The sequence below is a fragment of the Phyllobacterium sp. GQ127 genome (assembly GCF_059758635.1).
In genome coordinates this window covers 362,466-382,341 of sequence record NZ_JCAXDZ010000004.1, presented here as the reverse complement: position 1 = coordinate 382,341, position 19,876 = coordinate 362,466, and the positions used below count along the sequence as shown (strand labels likewise).

The 19,876-nt window shown below is 54.5% G+C and carries 18 protein-coding genes; 13 read left to right on the top strand and 5 right to left on the bottom strand.

From position 1 onward, the window contains the following. Positions 1-4: 4 nt before the first annotated feature. Entirely contained in the window at positions 5-1,252 is a 1,248-nt protein-coding gene (locus AC6CHM_RS17425; protein ID WP_498173854.1) for a glucarate dehydratase family protein, read from the bottom strand. An 89-nt stretch (positions 1,253-1,341) separates the two neighbouring features. On the opposite strand from AC6CHM_RS17425, the gene AC6CHM_RS17420 reads away from it, so the two are divergent. The 7 genes from AC6CHM_RS17420 to AC6CHM_RS17390 are packed head-to-tail and all read left to right on the top strand — an operon-like array spanning position 1,342 to position 8,097. Beyond that, positions 1,342-2,103, top strand: a complete 762-nt coding sequence (locus AC6CHM_RS17420) for a GntR family transcriptional regulator (protein WP_498173853.1) — start codon at positions 1,342-1,344, stop codon at positions 2,101-2,103. Positions 2,104-2,106: 3 nt separating this feature from the next. Then, the gene (locus AC6CHM_RS17415) at positions 2,107-2,874 is read left to right on the top strand and encodes an SDR family NAD(P)-dependent oxidoreductase (RefSeq protein ID WP_498173852.1); all 768 of its coding nucleotides are present in this window, start codon (positions 2,107-2,109) and stop codon (positions 2,872-2,874) included. 30 nt (positions 2,875-2,904) lie between these two features. Further along, positions 2,905-4,506: an ABC transporter substrate-binding protein gene (locus AC6CHM_RS17410; protein WP_498173851.1), complete on the top strand. Its 1,602-nt coding sequence runs from the start codon at positions 2,905-2,907 to the stop codon at positions 4,504-4,506. Positions 4,507-4,518: 12 nt separating this feature from the next. Continuing rightward, on the top strand, positions 4,519-5,580 hold the full coding sequence (locus AC6CHM_RS17405; protein WP_498173850.1) for an ABC transporter permease: 1,062 nt from the start codon (positions 4,519-4,521) through the stop codon (positions 5,578-5,580). A gap of 53 nt (positions 5,581-5,633) precedes the next feature. Then, entirely contained in the window at positions 5,634-6,470 is an 837-nt protein-coding gene (locus tag AC6CHM_RS17400; protein WP_498173903.1) for an ABC transporter permease, read from the top strand. 2 nt (positions 6,471-6,472) lie between these two features. After that, complete coding sequence (locus tag AC6CHM_RS17395) at positions 6,473-7,354, top strand: ABC transporter ATP-binding protein (RefSeq protein ID WP_498173849.1); 882 nt, start codon at positions 6,473-6,475, stop codon at positions 7,352-7,354. Next, a complete protein-coding gene (locus AC6CHM_RS17390) occupies positions 7,351-8,097 on the top strand; it encodes an ABC transporter ATP-binding protein (protein WP_498173848.1) in 747 nt (248 codons plus the stop codon). Before AC6CHM_RS17395 ends, AC6CHM_RS17390 begins: the two co-directional genes overlap by 4 nt. Positions 8,098-8,374: 277 nt before the next feature. On the opposite strand, the gene AC6CHM_RS17385 is transcribed toward AC6CHM_RS17390, so the two are convergent. Beyond that, positions 8,375-9,280, bottom strand: coding sequence for a LysR family transcriptional regulator (locus AC6CHM_RS17385; RefSeq protein WP_498173847.1), 906 nt, complete (start codon positions 9,278-9,280; stop codon positions 8,375-8,377). 148 nt (positions 9,281-9,428) lie between these two features. On the opposite strand from AC6CHM_RS17385, the gene AC6CHM_RS17380 reads away from it, so the two are divergent. Together AC6CHM_RS17380 and AC6CHM_RS17375 are read left to right on the top strand one after the other, a co-directional pair. Further along, positions 9,429-10,088: a hydrolase gene (locus AC6CHM_RS17380; protein WP_498173846.1), complete on the top strand. Its 660-nt coding sequence runs from the start codon at positions 9,429-9,431 to the stop codon at positions 10,086-10,088. A 346-nt stretch (positions 10,089-10,434) separates the two neighbouring features. Beyond that, positions 10,435-10,638 (top strand): KTSC domain-containing protein, encoded by a 204-nt coding sequence (locus AC6CHM_RS17375; protein WP_307276693.1) that lies wholly within the window; start codon positions 10,435-10,437, stop codon positions 10,636-10,638. Positions 10,639-10,771: 133 nt separating this feature from the next. Here the strand turns inward: AC6CHM_RS17375 and AC6CHM_RS17370 are convergent, their stop codons facing one another. Continuing rightward, on the bottom strand, positions 10,772-11,359 hold the full coding sequence (locus tag AC6CHM_RS17370; protein ID WP_336441778.1) for a TetR/AcrR family transcriptional regulator: 588 nt from the start codon (positions 11,357-11,359) through the stop codon (positions 10,772-10,774). A 98-nt stretch (positions 11,360-11,457) separates the two neighbouring features. Here AC6CHM_RS17370 and AC6CHM_RS17365 point away from each other — a divergent pair, with 98 nt between their 5' ends. Together AC6CHM_RS17365 and AC6CHM_RS17360 are read left to right on the top strand one after the other, a co-directional pair. Then, complete coding sequence (locus tag AC6CHM_RS17365; RefSeq protein ID WP_498173845.1) at positions 11,458-12,573, top strand: efflux RND transporter periplasmic adaptor subunit; 1,116 nt, start codon at positions 11,458-11,460, stop codon at positions 12,571-12,573. Continuing rightward, positions 12,570-15,656, top strand: coding sequence for an efflux RND transporter permease subunit (locus tag AC6CHM_RS17360; protein WP_498173844.1), 3,087 nt, complete (start codon positions 12,570-12,572; stop codon positions 15,654-15,656). The genes AC6CHM_RS17365 and AC6CHM_RS17360 overlap by 4 nt, the downstream gene beginning before the upstream one ends. Positions 15,657-16,047: 391 nt before the next feature. Here the strand turns inward: AC6CHM_RS17360 and AC6CHM_RS17355 are convergent, their stop codons facing one another. Further along, positions 16,048-16,584, bottom strand: a complete 537-nt coding sequence (locus tag AC6CHM_RS17355) for an SIS domain-containing protein (RefSeq protein ID WP_337353285.1) — start codon at positions 16,582-16,584, stop codon at positions 16,048-16,050. Positions 16,585-16,618: 34 nt separating this feature from the next. Continuing rightward, a complete protein-coding gene (locus tag AC6CHM_RS17350) occupies positions 16,619-17,392 on the bottom strand; it encodes a GntR family transcriptional regulator (RefSeq protein ID WP_440810804.1) in 774 nt (257 codons plus the stop codon). 150 nt (positions 17,393-17,542) lie between these two features. Here AC6CHM_RS17350 and AC6CHM_RS17345 point away from each other — a divergent pair, with 150 nt between their 5' ends. Together AC6CHM_RS17345 and AC6CHM_RS17340 are read left to right on the top strand one after the other, a co-directional pair. Then, on the top strand, positions 17,543-18,928 hold the full coding sequence (locus AC6CHM_RS17345) for a family 4 glycosyl hydrolase (RefSeq protein ID WP_337353287.1): 1,386 nt from the start codon (positions 17,543-17,545) through the stop codon (positions 18,926-18,928). Further along, positions 18,925-19,851: a carbohydrate kinase family protein gene (locus AC6CHM_RS17340; RefSeq protein ID WP_337353288.1), complete on the top strand. Its 927-nt coding sequence runs from the start codon at positions 18,925-18,927 to the stop codon at positions 19,849-19,851. The genes AC6CHM_RS17345 and AC6CHM_RS17340 overlap by 4 nt, the downstream gene beginning before the upstream one ends. Positions 19,852-19,876: the final 25 nt, after the last annotated feature.

Below are 19,876 nucleotides of genomic sequence, written 5' to 3'. Positions count from 1 at the left end.
CAGATTACCAACGCGGTACGCGGCGCTCGTAAGTGGGATCGAATTGCTGCATGTAAAGCGTGTCATTCCGGTCATTCATGCCTGCGCTCTCGTAAAGGTCTGCCAGTTTGCGCAGCTTTTGCCGATCAATGGAAACGCCCAAACCGGGTTTTGCGGACACGCTGAGATTTCCGTTTACGAAACGAAACGGTTGACCTTCGATGATATCGGTATTTGTCCATGGGTAGTGGGTATCGCAGGCGAAATTCAGATTGGGCGTCGCTGCAGCCAGGTGCGTCATGGCCGCAAGAGTTATGCCGAGGTGGGAGTTTGAATGCATCGAGACCTGCAATCCGAAGGCTTCGCAAAGTTTCGCCAAATGTGTAGAGGCGCGCAGGCCACCCCAGTAATGATGGTCCGACAAAACAATCTTCACCGCTTCCCGGCGCAACGCCTCGGCCAGATGGTCGAACTCGAGAACAACCATATTGGTTGCGAGGGGAATATTGCAGGAGCGGGCTACCTGCGCCATAGCTTCCATACCCAGAACAGGGTCTTCCAGATACTCAAGTACGCCTTCGAGTTTTTGCGCGACATGGATCGCCGTGGGAACTGTCCAGCCGCCATTGGGATCGATGCGCAGAGGATGATCCGGAAATGCGGCACGAAGCTGCAGCATGGTCTCGATTTCGAGAGCCGGTTCAAGGACGCCGCCCTTCAGCTTCAAGGACCGGAATCCGTGCTCGTCGACAAAACGCCGCGCCTCTCCAACCATCGCCGCAGGGGTCAGAACCTCACCCCAATCATCAGGTTCGGCGCCGATATGTGCGGCGAACTTGAAAAAGAGATAGGCGCTGAAGGGAACAGTGGAACGTATCGCTCCACCAAGAAGGTCCGAGACCGGACGACCCAGCGCTTTTCCTTGAATATCCAAGCAAGCAACTTCATAGGCGCTGGCCACAACATCCGTAAGCTTATGGTCGGCCACAGCGGTTTTGGCATTGATGCCGCCGCCGTTCGGCAAGGCATTCATCACACGTTGTTTCAGATCGTGCAGATGAAAAGGATCAAGACCAACTAACACTTCAGCTGCCTCGCGCAGCCCTGTCAGTGCCTTGATGCTGCCATAGCTTTCCCCAAGCCCCACAGTGCCGTTATCACAAATGAGTTCAATAATTGTCCTCAGCGCGTAGGGCTGATGCACACCCTTGCAGTTGAGAAGTGGCTTGTCCGGTATGGCAACCGGCGTCAGGACGACTTTTTCGATACGCATTCGTTCCATCCAAATTGATATGGCACGTTATTACACTTGCATATTACAAATGCAATGTGATATCTCAGATTGATAACGGAGATACCAGAATGGTTGTAGATGATCGATTGGACGCTGTTCTAAGTCCTGCTTTGCTGACGGGTGAGGGAAACCTGGTCACGCAGGTACATTGTGCCTTGCGAACGGCAATCGTAGAAGTGCGGTTGCGTCCTGGAGCGGCTCTCTCGGAAAAGGACATCGCGCGTTGTCTCAACGTCAGCAAAACGCCTATCCGGGAAGCTTTGATAAGGTTGGTGGAAGAGCGTCTGGTTACCGTCGTCCCAAAAAGCGGCACGCGCGTGGCTCCTATCAATATAGAAAGGTTTCGGGAGGGATGTTTTGCCCGTCTCCACATTGAAGCGGCTGCGGCTGCGCAGGCAGCAACGCTCCGGTCGGATGAAGACATCATCCGGATGAAGGCAAATTTGTCTAGGCAGCGCGAGGTGCTGGATAGCAAAGCCTATTGGGAGTTCTTCCTCTGCGATGAGCAATTCCACGCCCTTATTCTGAAGGCGGCAGGATTGAAGGGGTTGGTTCCCATCATGGAGGTTGCCAAGGTGGAAGTTGACCGGATTCGCAGCTTGAAGAATCGGCTCGGCGTTCGCCGAACCGAAACGGTAATTCGTCAGCACGAAGAAATCGTGGATGCAATTGCCGCTCGTGATCCGGGGCGCGCCTCCGCCGCAATCCGCAACCACCTAGGTGAAGTCGACAAGCGTATCTGGGAGCTGGGTGAGGACCATGCGCTGTGGAGCTATATCGAATCGGTCAGCCGCCCCCAATCCAAAACTCAAATCGGTATCGCCGGATAAAAAATGACTGAAGGAATGAAAACGATGTTCAAGAACAAGACTGCAATCGTCGCTGGCGGCGCTCGTGATATCGGCCTTGCCTGTGCGGCGAAACTGGCAGCAGAGGGCGCTAACGTTGCCATACTTTATAATTCAAGTGAAAAGGCCGCTTTAGAGGCCGTAAGCAAGATAAACGGCTCGGGTGGCAAGGCCATTGCTATTGGCGCCGATCTCACCAGGCAGGCTGAAGTGGATCGAGCGATCGAGCAGGTCCGGGGAAACTTTGGGCGCGGAATCGACATTCTGCAGTTTGTCACAGGCGGTCTCGTTGCACGCAAGACCGTGACCGAAATGGACGCCGAATTCTGGCACCAGGTGCTCGATCTCAATCTCACCTCACTGTTCCTTACAGTAAAGGCAGTGCTTCCCCACATGGGCGAGGGCGCTTCAATCGTAACATTTGCGTCGCAGGCTGGGCGCGACGGTGGCGGGCCAGGTGCCCTTGCCTATGCCACATCGAAAGGTGGAGTGATGAGCTTCACCCGGGGGCTGGCCAAGGAAGTCGGCCCGAAGGTACGCGTCAATGCGCTCTGTCCGGGAATGATTAATACCACATTCCACGACAGTTTCACCAAGCCGGAAGTTCGAACACGCGTTGCTGGAGCCACAGCTTTAAAGCGTGAGGGCACGTCGGCCGAGGTCGCCGAATTTGCAGCCTGGCTGTCTTCTGATGCGGCCAGCTACGTGACGGGAGGATGTTTCGACATCAACGGCGGCGTGCTTTTTTCCTAATAACAAATAAAAGATCGGGAGGATCTGTCTATGAATCTGAAACTGCAATTTGCTGCAGCCACAATCGCATCGGTGCTGCTCGCAGTGCCTGTCACAGTCCATGCCGAGACACCAAAGGATCAATTGATTATTGGTCTGTCCATGACAAATCTCTTGACCATGGACCCGGCAGAAGCCGTCGAAACTGAATCCTTCGACGTTCTCAATAATCTCTATGATCGCTTGATCGAAATGGATCCGGTAACGCCAAGCAAGATTGTGCCGGGCCTCGCGGAGAAGTGGAGCGTTGCTGCGGATGGAACGATAACATTCAATCTGCGTCAGAACGCAAGGTTTCAATCCGGCAATGCAGTGACCTCGGCCGACGTGATCTGGTCACTGAAACGTGTCATGAAGCTCAACCGAGGGCCGGCATCTTTCCTGCGTGAGATAGGTTATTCAGCCGACGTGCTGGATTCTTCAATCTCTGCCCCTGATGAACATACGGTTGTGCTGAAGCCTTCTGCCAATATCAATCCCGAGATCATTCTCTTTACGCTAGCACGCACGGTCGGCAATATCGTGGACAGCAAGACGGTGTTGGAAAATCAATCCAACGATGATTTGGGCAAGGCCTGGCTCACCAATAATTCCGCTGGATCTGGTCCCTTCGTGCTCAAGCGCTGGAGCGCCAACGATTCCGTCATTCTCGATCGCAATGCCGCATATTGGCGGGGCGAGCCTGCCCTCAAACGGATTATAATCCGGCATATGCCAGAATCCCAGAGCCAGCGTCTTCAGATTGAAAATGGCGATCTGGATGTAGCCCGCTCGCTTTCTGCTACAGACCTCAGGGCCCTGAAAGCCAATAACACTGTGGAAATCCAGAAGGTAGCGAGCGGGGGCTTCTACTATCTGGCTGTCAGCACAGCCGATCCAGTTTTTTCAAAGCCTGAGATGCGTGCTATCCTGCCTTTTCTGATTGACTATGAGGGGATCCAGGCAGCAGTCGTTGGCGACTACGGCATTGCCCGACAAGTGCCCGTGCCGTCTGATTACCCGGGGGCAATCCCCGATCCGGGCTACAAACCGAATATCGCAAAAGCCAAGGAACTTTTAACGGCAGCCGGGTATCCCGACGGTTTCAGTACAAGCATGCTTGTGCTTTCAGATTCGCCATTTGTGGAGATTGCAACTGCGCTCCAAGGTACGCTGGGACAGGCAGGCATAAAGGTTGAGATAAATCAGGGCAACGGCACGCAGGTCTACGGGAAGATGCGAGAACGGCAATTCTCGATGATTGTGGGAAGAAGCGGCGGACAGATGCCCAATGTACTAGGAGCAATCCAGGCCTATACGAGTAATTTTGACAACGGCCCGAAAAGCACCCAGACAGCCAGTCTGGCATGGCGCACGTCCTGGGAGATCCCCGAGTTGACTGCCCTTACCGCAGAGGCACGAGCAGAACTGAATGAAGCAAGGCGGCTTGAACTGTACAAGCAAATTCAGGAAAAGTTTCTGGCCTCGACGCCACCGCTCTTCGCGATCGCGGCAGCAACCCAACCCAGTGCCATCCGCGCAAACGTCAAGGGACTTGTCGATCAGCAGGCCCGGTCCCCAAGCTGGTTCTATGTTACCAAGACTCCAGAGTAGTTCGGGCAGATCATGTTGATAAAAACCACCACGACTTCAGGAGGGGTAGGGTATCGTGCCCCCGCCATTGTAAAATCCATGATAGGGCCCCTGATCAGTGTCCTGGGCGCGTTCCTTGGATTGATGATCATTATCTTTTTCATCGGCCGGGTGCTTCCCGTTGATCCGGTTTTGACCATCGTTGGCGACCAGGCGGACGCGCAAACCTATCAGCAGGTTTCGCAAGAGCTTGGACTCGACCGGCCGTTGCTGGAACAATTCTCGATTTTTGTATCAAATGCTTTGGTAGGTGATTTCGGGCGGGCCCGACTTACGGGAAACCTGGTTCTGTCGGACCTGGTCAATGTGTTTCCCGCAACAATCGAACTTGCAACGTCCGGAATTCTGATTGGTGCCGTGCTGGGCATACCGCTGGGCGTCTTTGCTGCTGTAAACAGGGGCAGGACAACCGATAACATTCTGCGGATCGTCATGTTGATGGGGCATTCTACCCCGATCTTCTGGCTGGGCTTGATGGGTCTTTTGCTTTTTTATGCTGCTCTGCATTGGGTGGGCGGTTCCGGACAACTCAGTCTCTACAATCTCGATATCGTGCCGAGGGTAACCGGATTCATAACTGTCGATGCGGTGCTTGCTGGCGACATGGAGGTCTTCTGGGATGCGGTGAACCATCTGATCCTGCCCGCCAGTATATTAGGATATAGTTCCACCGCATTCATCGCACGCATGACGCGCAGTTTCATGCTCGAGCAATTACCGCAGGAATACATTATCGCAGCGCGTGTTAAAGGCCTTTCCGCACGAAAGGTCATCTGGGGACACGCCTTCCGCAATATCCGGGTCCAGTTGCTCACGGTACTGGCGCTTGCCTATGGCGGCCTTCTAGAGGGAACAGTCCTTGTCGAGGCCGTCTTCGCCTGGCCGGGGCTTGGACAATATTTTACCAATGCGCTGCTCATCGGGGACATGAACGCTGTTATGGCAGCGACACTGCTTATCGGGACGATCTTTCTGGGACTGAACCTTATCAGCGACATCCTCTATCGCCTGCTTGATCCAAGGACCCACCAATGATGATTGCTGAAAACGCGGTTCAGTCCGCCAGATCCACCAAACTTGTGCGCTCAATGCAACATGTTCTGGAATTCTGGAGAATTTTCCGAACTGATTTGCCAGGCGTCGTAGGCCTGGCAGTCATCGCCGCAATTATTCTGCTCGCGTCGGCGGCGCCTATTCTCGCAAATTACGATCCATATCTGCAATCGCTTGGTGCTGTGCTGCAGCCGCCAAGCTGGGAACACTGGGCAGGCACGGACGAGCTGGGACGAGACATTTTCAGCAGACTGCTGTTTGGTGCCAGGACCACCCTGTTCATCGTCATTTCGGTGTCGCTTCTCGTTGCACCAATCGGATTATGTATAGGGGTGTGTTCGGGCTACTTTGGCGGCTGGGTCGACAGGGTCCTCATGCGGATAGTCGACATTTTCCTAGCCTTGCCCTCGCTCGTCCTTGCATTGGCTTTCGTGGCGGCGCTCGGCGCGGGGACGGAAAACGCGGTCCTTGCCATGGCGTTCACTGCCTGGCCACCTATCGCGAGACTGGCAAGGGCTGAAACCTTGAGCATCCGCTCATCCGATTTCATATCTGCAGCGCGCATGTATGGTGCTTCTCCGCCCCGGATCATTTTCCGGCATATCGTTCCGCTGTGTCTTCCGTCCATTGTTGTTCGCGTGACCCTCAGCATGGCGGGATTCATCTTGACTGCTGCAGGCCTTGGATTTCTCGGACTGGGCGCTCAACCACCCAGCGCCGAATGGGGAACGATGATTTCAACAGGACGAAAAGTCATGATTGATCATTGGTGGGTCGCGGCTTTTCCAGGCATCGCGATTCTCGTCACCAGCCTGTCGTTCAATATGGTCGGTGATGCATTGCGTGATGCCATGGACCCAAGGACATACTGACGATGACCGAGTATCAAGAGCATGAAGTTGCGCCGCTTCTTTCCGTAAGAGGACTTTGTGTCCGGTTTGGAAACGGTAACGAGGCGGTGGACGCACTCAGAAATCTGTCGTTTGACCTTCGCGCAGAAAAGCTTGGCATTGTGGGGGAGTCGGGTTCGGGTAAATCGACATTGGGAAGAACAATCCTGAAGCTGCTGCCTCGCATTGCCACTATATCTGCCGACAGGCTCGATTTTTGCGGTTCTGACATCGGCAAAGCAACTGAAAGACAGATGCTACAAATCCGCGGTTCCCAGATCGGTATGATCCTTCAAGATCCCAAATATGCCCTCGATCCCACAATGAAAATCGGCGATCAGATCGGCGAAGCGGTAGCACTGCACCTGGGGAAACGTGGCAAAGAGAAGAAAGACCATGTTCTGGAAATGCTCGACAGCGTGAAGATCCGGGATCCCCGACGCGTCTATGAATTGTATCCTCATCAGATTTCTGGTGGCATGGGGCAGCGTATCATGATTGCCATCACACTCGTCGCAAAGCCCAGTATCATTATCGCTGATGAGCCAACATCGGCTTTGGACGTCACCGTGCGGCGGCAGTTGCTCGAACTACTGGACGAGCTCGTTAGCGCTAGAGGGATAGGACTAATTTTCATCACCCATGATCTGGATCTGGCGGAAGGCTTTTGTCACCGCCTTTTGATCATGTATGCGGGGCAGATTCTGGAAGAACTGCGGGCCAGTTCTCTAGGAAACGCGAAACATCCCTATACGAGGGGGTTGCTTGCGAGCAGGCCCCGTCTCGAAGCGGCGGAAGAACGCCTGTCGGTTCTTGTCCGCGATCCGGCGTGGCAGCTCGATCTGAAACGGAGCATTGCGCAATGATCGAAATTGAGAACATCAGTCTGAGCTATGGTCAGGGCAAGTCAGCCGTAAGACCGTTGAACGGTGTTTCCTTCAGGGTGGAAAAGGGTGAGGCTTTTGGCATTGTCGGGGAAAGCGGGTGTGGAAAGTCAAGCCTTCTCAAGTGCATCAGTGGCCTTGAAACCGGGTGGGAGGGGCAGATCTCCATTGGTGGCTCAAAATTGTCGCATTCCCGAAGGGTTGATGAAATGCGTATCGTTCAAATGGTATTCCAGGACCCGTACGGGACCTTGCACCCTCGCCACACGATCGGGACTGCTCTGTCAGAACCGTTGCGCGCGCAGGGCATGCCACGCACGACGAAGATCATCGAAGAGGCGCTTTGTAGTGTGGGTCTTAGTCCGGCATTCCGCACGCGCTATCCCCACCAGTTGTCCGGCGGTCAACGTCAAAGAGTGGCGATCGCAAGGGCACTTATTATAAAGCCAGAAATAGTTCTGCTTGATGAACCGACATCCGCGCTCGATGTCTCGGTGCAGGCTGAGATACTTAATCTGCTTTCAGACCTGCGCGAGTTAATGAAACTGACATATATTCTTGTGAGCCACGATCTGGCTGTTACTGCGCACATGTGCAGCCGGCTTATCGTGATGAACAACGGAGAAATCATCGAGGAAATTTCGGCCGATGATCTGCGCAATAATAACAGCCATCATCCTTATACGAGGGAACTGATCGAAAGCAGTCAGCGATACGGGACATAGATGATGGCTATGCCGAAGCAACCTCAGACATCTCTTGATGAAAACCGGATGTCCCCGGCAATCGTAAAGCGGAGCATTTTATTCTGATCCGTTTTGCATAAAATGTCATGACGAGTGAAAGGCGCGTCACGCCGAAAACGGCTGTGGCGGTCGATAATGCGCGTTAGCCTTCTGCCGAAACTTAACAGGACGTCATTGCCGACAATGAGAAACATCCGAATGTCTCGATTTCAGGCTGAACGGGTACCATTGTAGTTTTAGGCTGTTCATGGCCCAATCAAGCGTCTCCTTTGCCGTTGCTCTCCTCGCCCTCGGTCAAGTTTCCAAAACATTCGATAAGCATCTCAGTGAGGATTCTCACTTTTCTCGTGGGATACCGACCGGGCGGTCTCACGACGAAGATGGCGGCCGGTGGAACCGGATAACCTGTCATGATTGGCACCAATGCGCCCGACGAGATATGATCGGCGACGAGCGGTTCGGGTAGATAGGCGACCCCTATCCCCTCCAAAGCGGCCGCCACGAGCGATACTCCGTTGTCAGCTACGAAACGCCCTTGGGGGCGCACCAGGACAATCTTGTCGCCGTCCATAAATTGCCACGTTTCAGCTTCCCGCATGACCACTTGGTGATTCACAATCTCATCCGGTGTTACGGGAGCGCCGTGAGCCTCGACGTAGGCAGGACTTGCGACAAGTTTGCCAAAGAGTGGTCCCACACGTCTTGCGACGAGGTTGGAATCCTGAAGGTGGCCTACACGGATTGCGCAGTCAAAACCTTCTCCAACGAGATCTACGAAGCGATCAGTATAGGAAGAGCTGATATGCAGTTGGGGGTGTCGGCGCGCCATCTGCGATAGGACAGGAGCAAAATGCGTTGGACCAAATGACAGTGGTACGGCTATGCGCAGGCGGCCTCGAAGCTCACCGGCCGGCAACATCGTTTCCTTTGCGACATCCAGTTCGGTGGAAATCCGGGCTGCGTGCTCCCTGAATGTAACACCTGCTTCTGTCAGCGCTATACCACGGGTCGTCCTCGCAAGTAACTGTGCGCCAAGTTCCGCCTCGAGCTGGGTGATTCTCCGGCTGACCATCGACTTCGAAATGCCCAGGCGCAGCGCCGCTGACGATATCCCGCCGGCATCAGCGACCTCGATGAATATTCTCAGATCCTCAAGTTGCACATCGCGTTCCTTTTCCTGCAACACAGCGTCACACGATTTAGGTCTACCGGCTCGCAGAAGACAATGACAAGTTGGCTGCGGATGGCTCTCCGATGAGGGTATCCTCGCAACATCTCTTAACGAACCGCCAATATAGGATCTATATTCAATGACCTTTCGTAACGGCCTCAATTCTCTCCTTCGTCCCGAAGATTCCGTCCTCGTTCTGATTGATCATCAGCCTTACCAGCTAACTAACCTCAATAGCCATGATCCTCAGGCCGTCGTCAACAACACGACTGCGCTAGCAAAGCTGGCAAAAGCCTTCAATGTTCCGACCATCCTCACCAGCGTGATTGCGGACCGCGGCGGCAAGCTCTTCAAGCAAATCACAGACGTTTTCCCAGGGCAGGAAGTAATCGACCGGACCTGGGTGAATACGTGGGAGGACAAGAAGGTGGTGGACGTGGTGAAGGCGACCGGTCGCAAGCAACTAATCATCGCAGGTCTGTGGACCGAAGTTTGCGTAGCGATGCCAGCGATTCAGGCAGCTGGCGAAGGCTGGGATGTGACTGTAATCACTGACGCATCGGGCGGAAGCTCAACCGAATCTCATCAGGTCGCCATCCAGCGGATGATTGCGGCAGGCGTTAACATGATGACTTGGATGGCTCTTGCTGGCGAGTGGCAGCGTGACTGGGCTCGCACCGAGCACGTCGAAGAGCTGACCGAAGTGCTCATCTCGCACATGGCCGGCAGCGGCATTGCCTATCTGTGGGAGCAGCAGTTGCTCAATACCCCCGTCCCGACAACCAAAGGCGGCCATTAAATCCTTCCTGGGGTGATGGGGACATCGACGGTTGCGCCGCGACTAGCTGGGCGATCTGTCGATCCTCGTCATCTTCAATCGGTCTCAGCAATTGTAGAATCGTTGAAGCTCCGTTGCCGAGACGCCCAACCAGTCGGACGTGAATGGCAGACTTTTTCCTGTGTCCCGCAACATCGGTTGCGCAATAGGCCGCAATTGTTGTGGCTTCAGCATGTGACAGCCGTCTTGTTCCGTCGCTGCATCGCGACCGGCTTACAGGCTCGGATGCGGGAACCATTTCCCTACCGACAGGTTATGGTTCGGGCCGTCAGAGAGCTCCGGGTAGTGTAGGTTAGTGAGGGATAAAATGCCTTCTACGTTGATCCGAAATACCAGCTATGATGAAGCGGCACGGATATTGTCAATATGGTTTGTGACAAGCAGAAATCGGTACGACTATATGGATGTGCCGCCTGGAATATATGACGATTTTCGCCATGCCTTTTCCAAAGGACGTTTCTTCAACCAGCACATTCGCGACGTGTATCGCTATCGCATCTACCGATCTTGAATGATATTTCCGGCGAAACCACCTCGATCAATCCACTGGAGTGGTCAAGGGCTCCGAAAGCATTGATGAGCGATAGTGCTGTTTGCTGGTTTGAATCTTATCAATGGCGAGCTTAACAAGCCAGCGGCATCTTTCAGACGACATCTTCACGGTGCGCAATGCGCCTGACTTCCTCAGCCGCAGCATCAAGAATACCTTCTGCCAAACTCTTGTCCCCCATGATACGGGAAAGCGTGACGGCACCAACCATAAGCGAAAGTATTGTCATCGCCTTGGCGCTGGGGTTGGAGCTCTTGGCTTCGTTCATCAGTTCATCCAGCACCTCAAAGTGAGCCGCTACTCCCTCTTCAAATGGGTGTCTCACTTCGTCACTCTGGCGCACCGCATCAGATCCCAGCGCCACCAATGGGCAGCCATCTGCCATTTCCCCGCGATGCCCCATTGAAAGATAGAACGACATCACCGCCTCCAGGGGATCGGAGCTTGTCGCGGCAGCTGTCGACCATCTGCGCGTCGCACTTTCCATGGCGCGGCTGGATGCCAAAGCAGCAAGGTGTTCCTTGGATGAGAATTGCTTATAGAATCCACCTTGCGTTAGACCGGCACCCTTCATCAGATCCTTCAAGCCAATTCCATCAAAGCCACGCTCTCGAAAGAGGCGGCTGGCAACGTTGATCACCTTTTCTCGATTTTCCTCTGCCTGCACGCGGCTCACTCTCATATTCGCCTCCGATTAGATTTCATTTGACATCTATGGCATATTTAGATTTAGGTCGCAATCTAAATTGTACGGATCGCTCGCCAAACCGAGAATGTAAAATGAAACGCAAATATGTCCTGATATCTGTAGGTCTTCTGGGAACGGTGGCGGTCGCTGCTTTTATCTTAATGTCCGAAACCACTGAACGGAAAGCCGATGCCGCGGATCCGAGGACGGTTGCACCGCTCGTAAGGGTGACAGAGGCGAAGAAGACTGCATCGGCAGAGCGGTCGTTTACCGGCACAGTCGCGTCACGGGTGCAAAGCAATCTTGGTTTCCGGGTGCCGGGCAAGATCGTCCAGCGGATGGTTGATGTGGGTCAGCAGGTTCGGGCAGGTCAGGCTCTGATGCGCATAGATGAAACAGATCTCCAACTCGCCCTTACGGCCAAGCGCAATACGGTCATCGCGGCGCGGGCTGTCCTGATCCAAGTACAAGCAGATGAGAAACGCTATGCGGCGTTGGTGAAAAATGGACTGGCTGCCACCCCACAACGTTATGAACAAGCGAAAGCAGCGCTCGACACGGCCTCGGCGCAGCTTGCGGCCGCTGAAGCTGACGCCAGTGTCGCAGAAAATGCAGCCACCTATAGCGTTCTACTTGCAGATGCAGATGGCACTGTCGTCGAGACGCTTGGAGATCCAGGACAGGTCGTGGCCGCGGGCCAGACGGTCGTTCAACTCGCGCAGGCTGGCCCGCGTGAAGCCGTTGTCTGGCTACCTGAGACGCTGCGGCCCGACATAGGATCCCAAGCTGAGGCCAGTGTCTATGGAGCCGACGGTATCAGCGGAAAGGCGCGCTTGCGACAGATCTCCGATGCTGCCGATCCGCAGACCCGTACCTACGAGGCGCGTTACGTCCTCGATGGCGCCGCCGCCTCTGCCCCGCTCGGCTCGACGGTGACGATTAAAATCCTGGACGCGCACAGGCAGTCGGAGGTCGCAGTTCCGGTAGGTTCGATCCTGGACAACGGTGGGCGGACGGGTGTTTGGGTCGTCAACGGTGCCACCCTCACGGTGACGTTTAGACCAGTCGAAATCAAACGGATCAGCGAGGAGATGGCATTTATCACCGGTGTCAACATTGGCCAGAGGGTTGTCGCTCTTGGCGCGCATCTCCTGGAAAATGGCGCAGCCGTTAGAATTGCCCCGCAGCAAGAGGTGACAAAACAATGAGCTTCAACCTGTCAGCTCTTGCCGTTCGCGAACGTGCCGTCACCTTATTCTTTATCGTTCTATTGGCTGCGGCGGGGGCGTACGCCTTTGTCAAGCTGGGACGCGCCGAGGATCCTTCCTTTACCATCAAGACCCTGACGGTCACTTCCGTCTGGCCGGGCGCGACGGCGCGCGAGATGCAGGATCTTGTCGCTGAACCACTGGAAAAGCGCATCCAGGAACTGACCTGGTATGACCGTGTCGAGACGACGACACGGCCTGGCTACGCCTTCCTCACCGTGACCTTGAAGGATAGCATGCCGCCGGCCGCCGTCGAAGAAGAGTTCTATCAGGCGCGCAAGAAGCTCAGCGACGAAGCCCGCAATCTGCCTCCGGGCGTGATGGGCCCGTTCGTCAATGATGAATATTCCGATGTGAGTTTCGGTCTTTATGCATTGAAGGCGAAGGGGATGCCTATGCGGGACCTCGTGCGACAGGCTGAGGTCATCCGTCAGGATCTCCTGCGCGTTCCGGGCGTCAAGAAAATCAACATCATCGGGGAGCGCCCCGAACAGATATTCGTCGAATTTTCCTATGCCAAGCTCGCGACACTTGGAATATCGGCAACCGATATCGCCGCAGCTTTGCAAAGACAGAATACGGTCACGCCAGCTGGCTCCATTGACACGCGTGGGCCGCAGGTGTTCATCCGGTTCGACGGAGCCTATAACAGCGTGCAGGCGATCGCCGATACGCCGATCGTAGCTGCTGGGCGGACGTTGAAGCTCTCCGATTTAGCGGATGTGCGGCGCGGGTATGAGGATCCGGCAACATACATCATCCGGCATGAAGGTGAGCCAGCCATCATGCTGGGTGCCGTGATGCAACAGGGTTGGAATGGTCTTGATCTCGGCAAGGCGCTTGAAGCGCGATCCGCCGCGATCGCGCAGACACTGCCGCTGGGCATGACGCTCACCAAAGTCAGCGATCAGGCCGTCAACATCGACGAGGCGGTTGGCGAATTCATGCTCAAGTTCGCAATGGCGCTTGGCGTCGTGCTGTTTGTGAGCCTGGTTGCCCTCGGCTGGCGCGTCGGCATCGTTGTCGCACTTGCCGTGCCGCTAACGCTCGCCGTCGTTTTTCTCATCATGCTGGAAACCGGCCGGTTCTTCGATCGTATCACGCTCGGCGCATTGATCCTTGCGCTGGGCCTCCTCGTGGACGACGCCATCATTGCCATTGAAGTGATGGTGGTGAAGATGGAGGAGGGCATGGACCGTATCAAGGCGGCCGCTTATGCCTGGAGCCATACGGCAGCGCCGATGCTTTCCGGCACACTCGTCACAATCATCGGGCTGATGCCAGTAGGCTTTGCAAGATCGACTGCAGGAGAATATGCCGGTAACATATTCTGGGTCGTGGGCTTTGCGCTGATCGTTTCATGGTTTGTAGCAGTGATCTTTACGCCCTATCTCGGCGTCAAGATGCTGCCCGACATCAAGCCTGTAGAAGGCGGACCGCACGCAATCTATGACACGCCAAACTACCGTCGCCTGCGCTCCCTCATCGAGTTTGCGGTTCGCCATAAATTCATGACCTGCGCCGTGGTCGGCATCACAATGGCTATCTCCGTCGTCGGGATGGGAGGCGTGAAACAGCAGTTCTTCCCGACATCGGATCGACCCGAAGTGCTGGTCGAAGTTCGTATGCCCGAGGGTACAAGCATCGAGACCACGACAGCCGCAGTGGAGAAAGTCGAAGGCTGGCTGCAAACGCAGCCGGAAACAAAAATCGTCACCAGCTATGTAGGGCAGGGAGCGCCGCGCTTCTTCTTTGCCATGGCGCCGGAATTGCCCGATCCTGCCTTCGCCAAGATCGTTGTGCTGACGCCCGATGCGCATGCGCGTGAGGATTTGAAGCATCGCTTGCGCCTCGCCATTTCCGAGGGACTTGTCCCAGAGGCATCTGTGCGCGTGACGCAACTTGTCTTTGGGCCCTACACGCCATTTCCGGTCGAGTTTCGGATCATGGGATCGGATCCGGATGAACTTTACAAAATCTCCCAGCAGGCTCTTGCTATCATGAAAAGTGTTCCAGATGTCCGCCAGGCCAATCGGGATTGGGGCAACCGCACGCCGGTGCTGCGGTTCGTTCCCGACCAGGATCGACTCAATCTGATCGGTCTCTCACCCTCCGAGGCAGCCCAGCAGATGCAGTTGCTGCTCAGCGGCATCCCTGTCACACAGGTGCGCGACAATATCCGCAACGTGCCGGTCGTTGCCCGAAGCGCAGGCGAGAACCGTCTTGATCCATCACGGCTTTCCGACTTTTCGCTGATGAGCAGGGATGGCCGTCAGGTCCCCCTTGATCAGATCGGCCGTTCTGAAATCCGGTTTGAGGAGCCGATCCTGAAACGACGCGACCGCACCCCTGTGATCACGATACGCTCAGACATCAACGAGGCCACACAACCCCCGGAGGTCTCCCAACAGGTCATGACGGCACTACAGCCGCTCATTGCATCGCTTCCCCTTGGGTACAGGATTGAGATGGGCGGCAATATAGAAGAATCCCTCAAGGCCAATGTCGCACTCGTCAAGATCTTTCCGGTTATGATTGCAGCCATGTTGATCGTCATCATTCTCCAGGTTCGCAGTTTGTCAACGATGACGATGGTCATGTTGACCGCACCCCTCGGACTTGCCGGGGTGGTCCCGACGCTGCTCGTCTTCAATCAGCCTTTCGGCTTCAACGCCATTCTCGGGTTGATAGGATTGGCAGGCATCCTCATGCGCAACACGTTGATCCTGACAGAACAAATCAAGGAAAATCAGGCAGCCGGTCTCAACGATTATAAAGCGGTCATTGAAGCGACAGTACAACGGACACGTCCGGTCATCCTCACTGCACTGGCTGCCATTCTCGCCTTCATACCCTTAACTCATTCTGTGTTCTGGGGATCGATGGCCTACACGTTGATTGGCGGAACGGCAGCGGGAACCGTGATGATCCTCCTCTTCCTTCCAGCTCTATACGCGGTATGGTTTCGGATAGAGCCAACGAAAGATAGCCGCCAGAGCTCGGCGTCGGTAGTTCCTGTATAATATCAAGATGGAATAAGGCTTTCGTATCCTGGCTTATCACTTAGTGAGGAGATTTATCGTTTTTTGGAACCACCTCTGTCTGTGGCATTTCGCTTATTCAGCATGGTCAAAAAGACAGAAGATTTCGATGGCCAATTCGAACACCACAACCAATCACGATAAAATTCGCAAGTGGGCAGAAGCGCGCAATGGCAGGCTCTCCATTGTCTGGACCCAGGGAAAGGGCGGAATTTTTCGAGATTTTTGATAATAGCAAATTGGCATTTCTTCATCCGGAAGAGACCGACGATGGCGCTCAGAGCCGGTTCAACAAGTTTGTCAGCCGGGACTGACTGCAATTAATTATCTGCCGGACGTTAGGTGAATAATCCGTACCTTCTGAAGGGATGCTCTATTGCAGATTTGTATGGCGGTACTGCATGGCTTTATGCGCGTCCGGTATTCCAACTGTCATGCCCAATATTAGGCCATCGAGAATGATCAGGCTGCATTGTTCGAAAAGGCTTCCGCCAAACTGCGCAGTCACGTCTACAGGTACGTGCAATATGACATCAGCAATCTCAGCTAGTGGACTGCCCATTTTCCCCGTGAGTGCAACAACGGTTGCTCCCTCGGACTTGGCTATCCGGGCAAAACTCAAACCGACGGGTGTCTCGCCTGACGCCGATAGAATCAGAAGTCCGTCAGTTTTTCGGATTGAGGGCGCGGTTGCTTCACCCACAAAGTGAACCTTGCGCCCGATATGCATGAAGCGCATTGCAGCCATTTGCGCAGACAAACCGGAGCGACCTTGTCCGGCAAAGAACCAGCGGCGTTCGGAATTTGCGAAAACCTGTGCCAGGCGGTCAAAGGCGTTTGCGTCTATCTTCGATAAGGCTTCTGTTAATTCCTGACCAACAATCAGCCAGGGTCCTTGAGAAACAGTCATCGGCAATACCTTGGTAGAAGCGCGCGGTTGGGCATCAGCTGCGCCTGCGAGATTGCGTCAATGACAACGGGTAACGGACAGGGTGATATGCCATCGAACTGACATTCACCGGGCGATATTCGCTATCATAGGCAATTTGATCGAGAGTAAGCACAGCCGCAGGAAGATCAAGTTGCAGAAACCCGGCCTCTGATTCTGTCGCAAGCCGGGCACTCAGCGTTGATTGGCCACGGGCGGGAATGACACCATAGCGTTCTTTGAACTCGGCATAGAGCGACCTGTTTCCGGTGTTCCAGTCTATATCCAGAATGCCTGGTGTCAGTACCTCAGCAAACCAGTCGCGCTGAACGACAACCGGCAAATCATCAAGGAAGCGCAGCCGCTCGATGAAAACAACATTTGAACCTGAAGGAAGCCCAAGCGGACGCGTAATATCTGCGTCGGCTCGAATAATGTCTGCGGCGAGCAATTTCATGCCAGGCTTACGATTATTAGCCTCGGCCGTTTCGGTGAAGCTCCGTACGATCTCAATTTCATAAGTCGGTCGGGGCTCGGTGACGTAAATACCCTTGCCTGCGCGAGTTTGCAGAAAGCCGAGGTTCTCGAGATCCTTGACTGCTTGCCGAACGGTAATCCTGCTCACTCCGTACAATGCCACAAGTTCGCGCTCGGACGGCAGTTTGTCGTTGACCGAGAGTTTTCCGCTGTCGATCATATTTTTGAGGACAGTCCGTAGTTGGACGTAGAGTGGGTCGGGGTGGTTTCGATCGACCGGATTTATTCGGCCACGCCGGTGTGTTTCACTCATCTCGAATCTTCACCCGCTTTTTGGTGTCTGAGCTATCTGGCAGATTGCTACGCCTGTTGTCGAGGTTATTGAATACAAGATGTTTCGACAGTGTTGACATAACTGGTTATGACCAGTAGCAATAGCACAGCATGAGCATTGGAGCAATTCATGAAGTTGACTTTGGTTGGCGGCGGCGGAGTGAGAGCGCCATTGTTTGTTGGCTCGGCGCTTCGCCGGGCAGAACAGAGCGGGCTGAAGGAAATTTGCCTGCTGGATATCAACGAGAAGAAGCTCGAACTGTTCGGGCGTATCAGTCAGGAATTGGGTCGTCGGAACCAATCCCCCGTGAAAATCTCCCTGACCACCAGTGCTGAAAAAGCGCTGGAGGGTGCAGATTATGTTGTTACGACCGTTCGCCCTGGCGACGAAGAAGGCCGGATCAAGGATGAGCGGATTGCCCTCTCACACGGCGTACTGGGACAGGAAACAACCGGGCCAGGCGGATTCGCCATGGCTCTGCGCAGCATTCCGGTAATTTTGGAATATGCGAGGCTTTTAAAGAAAGTCAGTCCGGATGCCTGGCTCTTTAATTTCACAAATCCGGCTGGTCTTGTTGCGCAAGCACTTCAGGATGAAGGCTTTCATCGCACGGTCGGCATTTGTGATGGCGCCAACGGCGCGCAGGAAGCCTTGGCGAAGTGGTTCAAGGTTCCACAAAACGATGTGCACGCAGAAGTGGCAGGCCTCAATCATCTCTCGTTTACGCGAAGCGCAACCATTAACGGGCAAGAGGTTCTGCAGGCCTTGCTGGATGACGAGCGGTTTTTAAAGGCGACGTCGCAGCGGATGTTTGATCCAAAGATTATCCGCCGGCAGCGAAACTGGATCAATGAATATCTCTACTACTATTACTACGCCGAAAAAGCCGTGGCGGCGTTGAAATCCGATGTCCGTACGCGCGGCGAGGAAGTCAAAGACCTTAACCGGACGTTGATCGAGACGCTTGGCTCAATCGACCTTGAGAAGAATGCGCTGGAGGCACTGAACCGCTATTACGCCTATGAGCGCCGTCGTAGCTCAACCTATATGCATTATGCGCTCGAAGATGCTCCAACCATGGAAGAAGCTGATAGCCTGATCGATACCGGCAGCCATGAGGGCAATTCGGAAGAAGGCGAGGGTTACGCTGGAGTTGCGCTTAATCTTGTGGATGCGCTGCAAACAGGAAAGCCTTGCTACAGCGGCCTCAACGTCCGCAATGAGGGATCAATAGACGGTCTGCGCTCCGACGATGTTGTCGAAGTAAGCTGCGTCGTTGACAAGGAGGGAATTCGCCCTTTGCATATCGGCAAGATGCCGGATTCACAATTTCAGCTTGTTCAAAGCGTCAAGCACTATGAACGTCTGGCTGTAAAGGCAATTCGCGAGCGAAGCCGCGATGTTGCCGTTGAAGCTTTGATGGCCCATCCGCTTGTGCTGTCCTATTCGCGTGCAGTTCCATTGGTCGATGAATACCTTGCCGCTCATGCGCCATATGCAGGAGTATGGAAATGACGAAAACCACACGATCAAGCTACGAAGTGATGGTCGTTGGCGAATATTATTTCGATCTTGTTTTCCGTGGCCTGCCGGATATCCCTCGAATGGGTGCGGATCTTTGGGCTCAGGAATTTGATTGGGTGCCGGGTGCAGCATTTTCAACAGCCTTGGCACTGACGCGTCTTGGGACAAATGCCGGATGGTGGTGTGCTTTCGGTAATGACATCTTCAGTCGTATGATCATGGAAGAGGCTCGAAAAGAGAGTATTGACGATGGCTTATTTATCCAACTGGACAAGCCTTGGCGGCGGCTGAGTTCGGCTTTTTCGTTTACCGATGATCGCGGATTCATCAGTTACAGCGAAGACCGTGATCCCAGCCCGACACCGGCTGATCTTGAACGAATCCGGCCAAACGTACTTCTGCTGCAGGGCTTCTCGCTTGATAATGAGCGCAAGGCACTTATCAATGCGGCTCGTAATCTCGGCATAAGAATCTGTTCGGACTGCCAGCACATAGATATGGATTTGTCGGAGCCTGGCCTGACTGACGCTTTGCGACAGATCGATGTGTTCCTGCCCAACGAAACAGAAGCCAAGGCGCTGACCGGCGAAACCGACGTCGAAATCGCGCTCGGCGTTCTTACCCGATACTGCAGCACCGTCGTGATCAAGCGTGGAGCGGAAGGTGTTATCGCCAGCGATAATGGTCGTGTCTACCGACTTCCTGCTTTGTCGGTCGATGTTTTCGACACGACTGGAGCCGGGGACTCTTTCAACGCAGGGTTTGTTCACGGTCTGCTGCACGAGCCGGACTTTATCTCGGCGCTGGAAGTGGCGGTGATTTGCGGCTCTCTAGCAGTAACCGGATATGGTGGCAGGAACCTGCCTTATCTTTCCGATCTTGGCCGATACCGGCGGCGCAGCGCCACCGGCTGATGACTCCAATCAATCAAGAAAAATA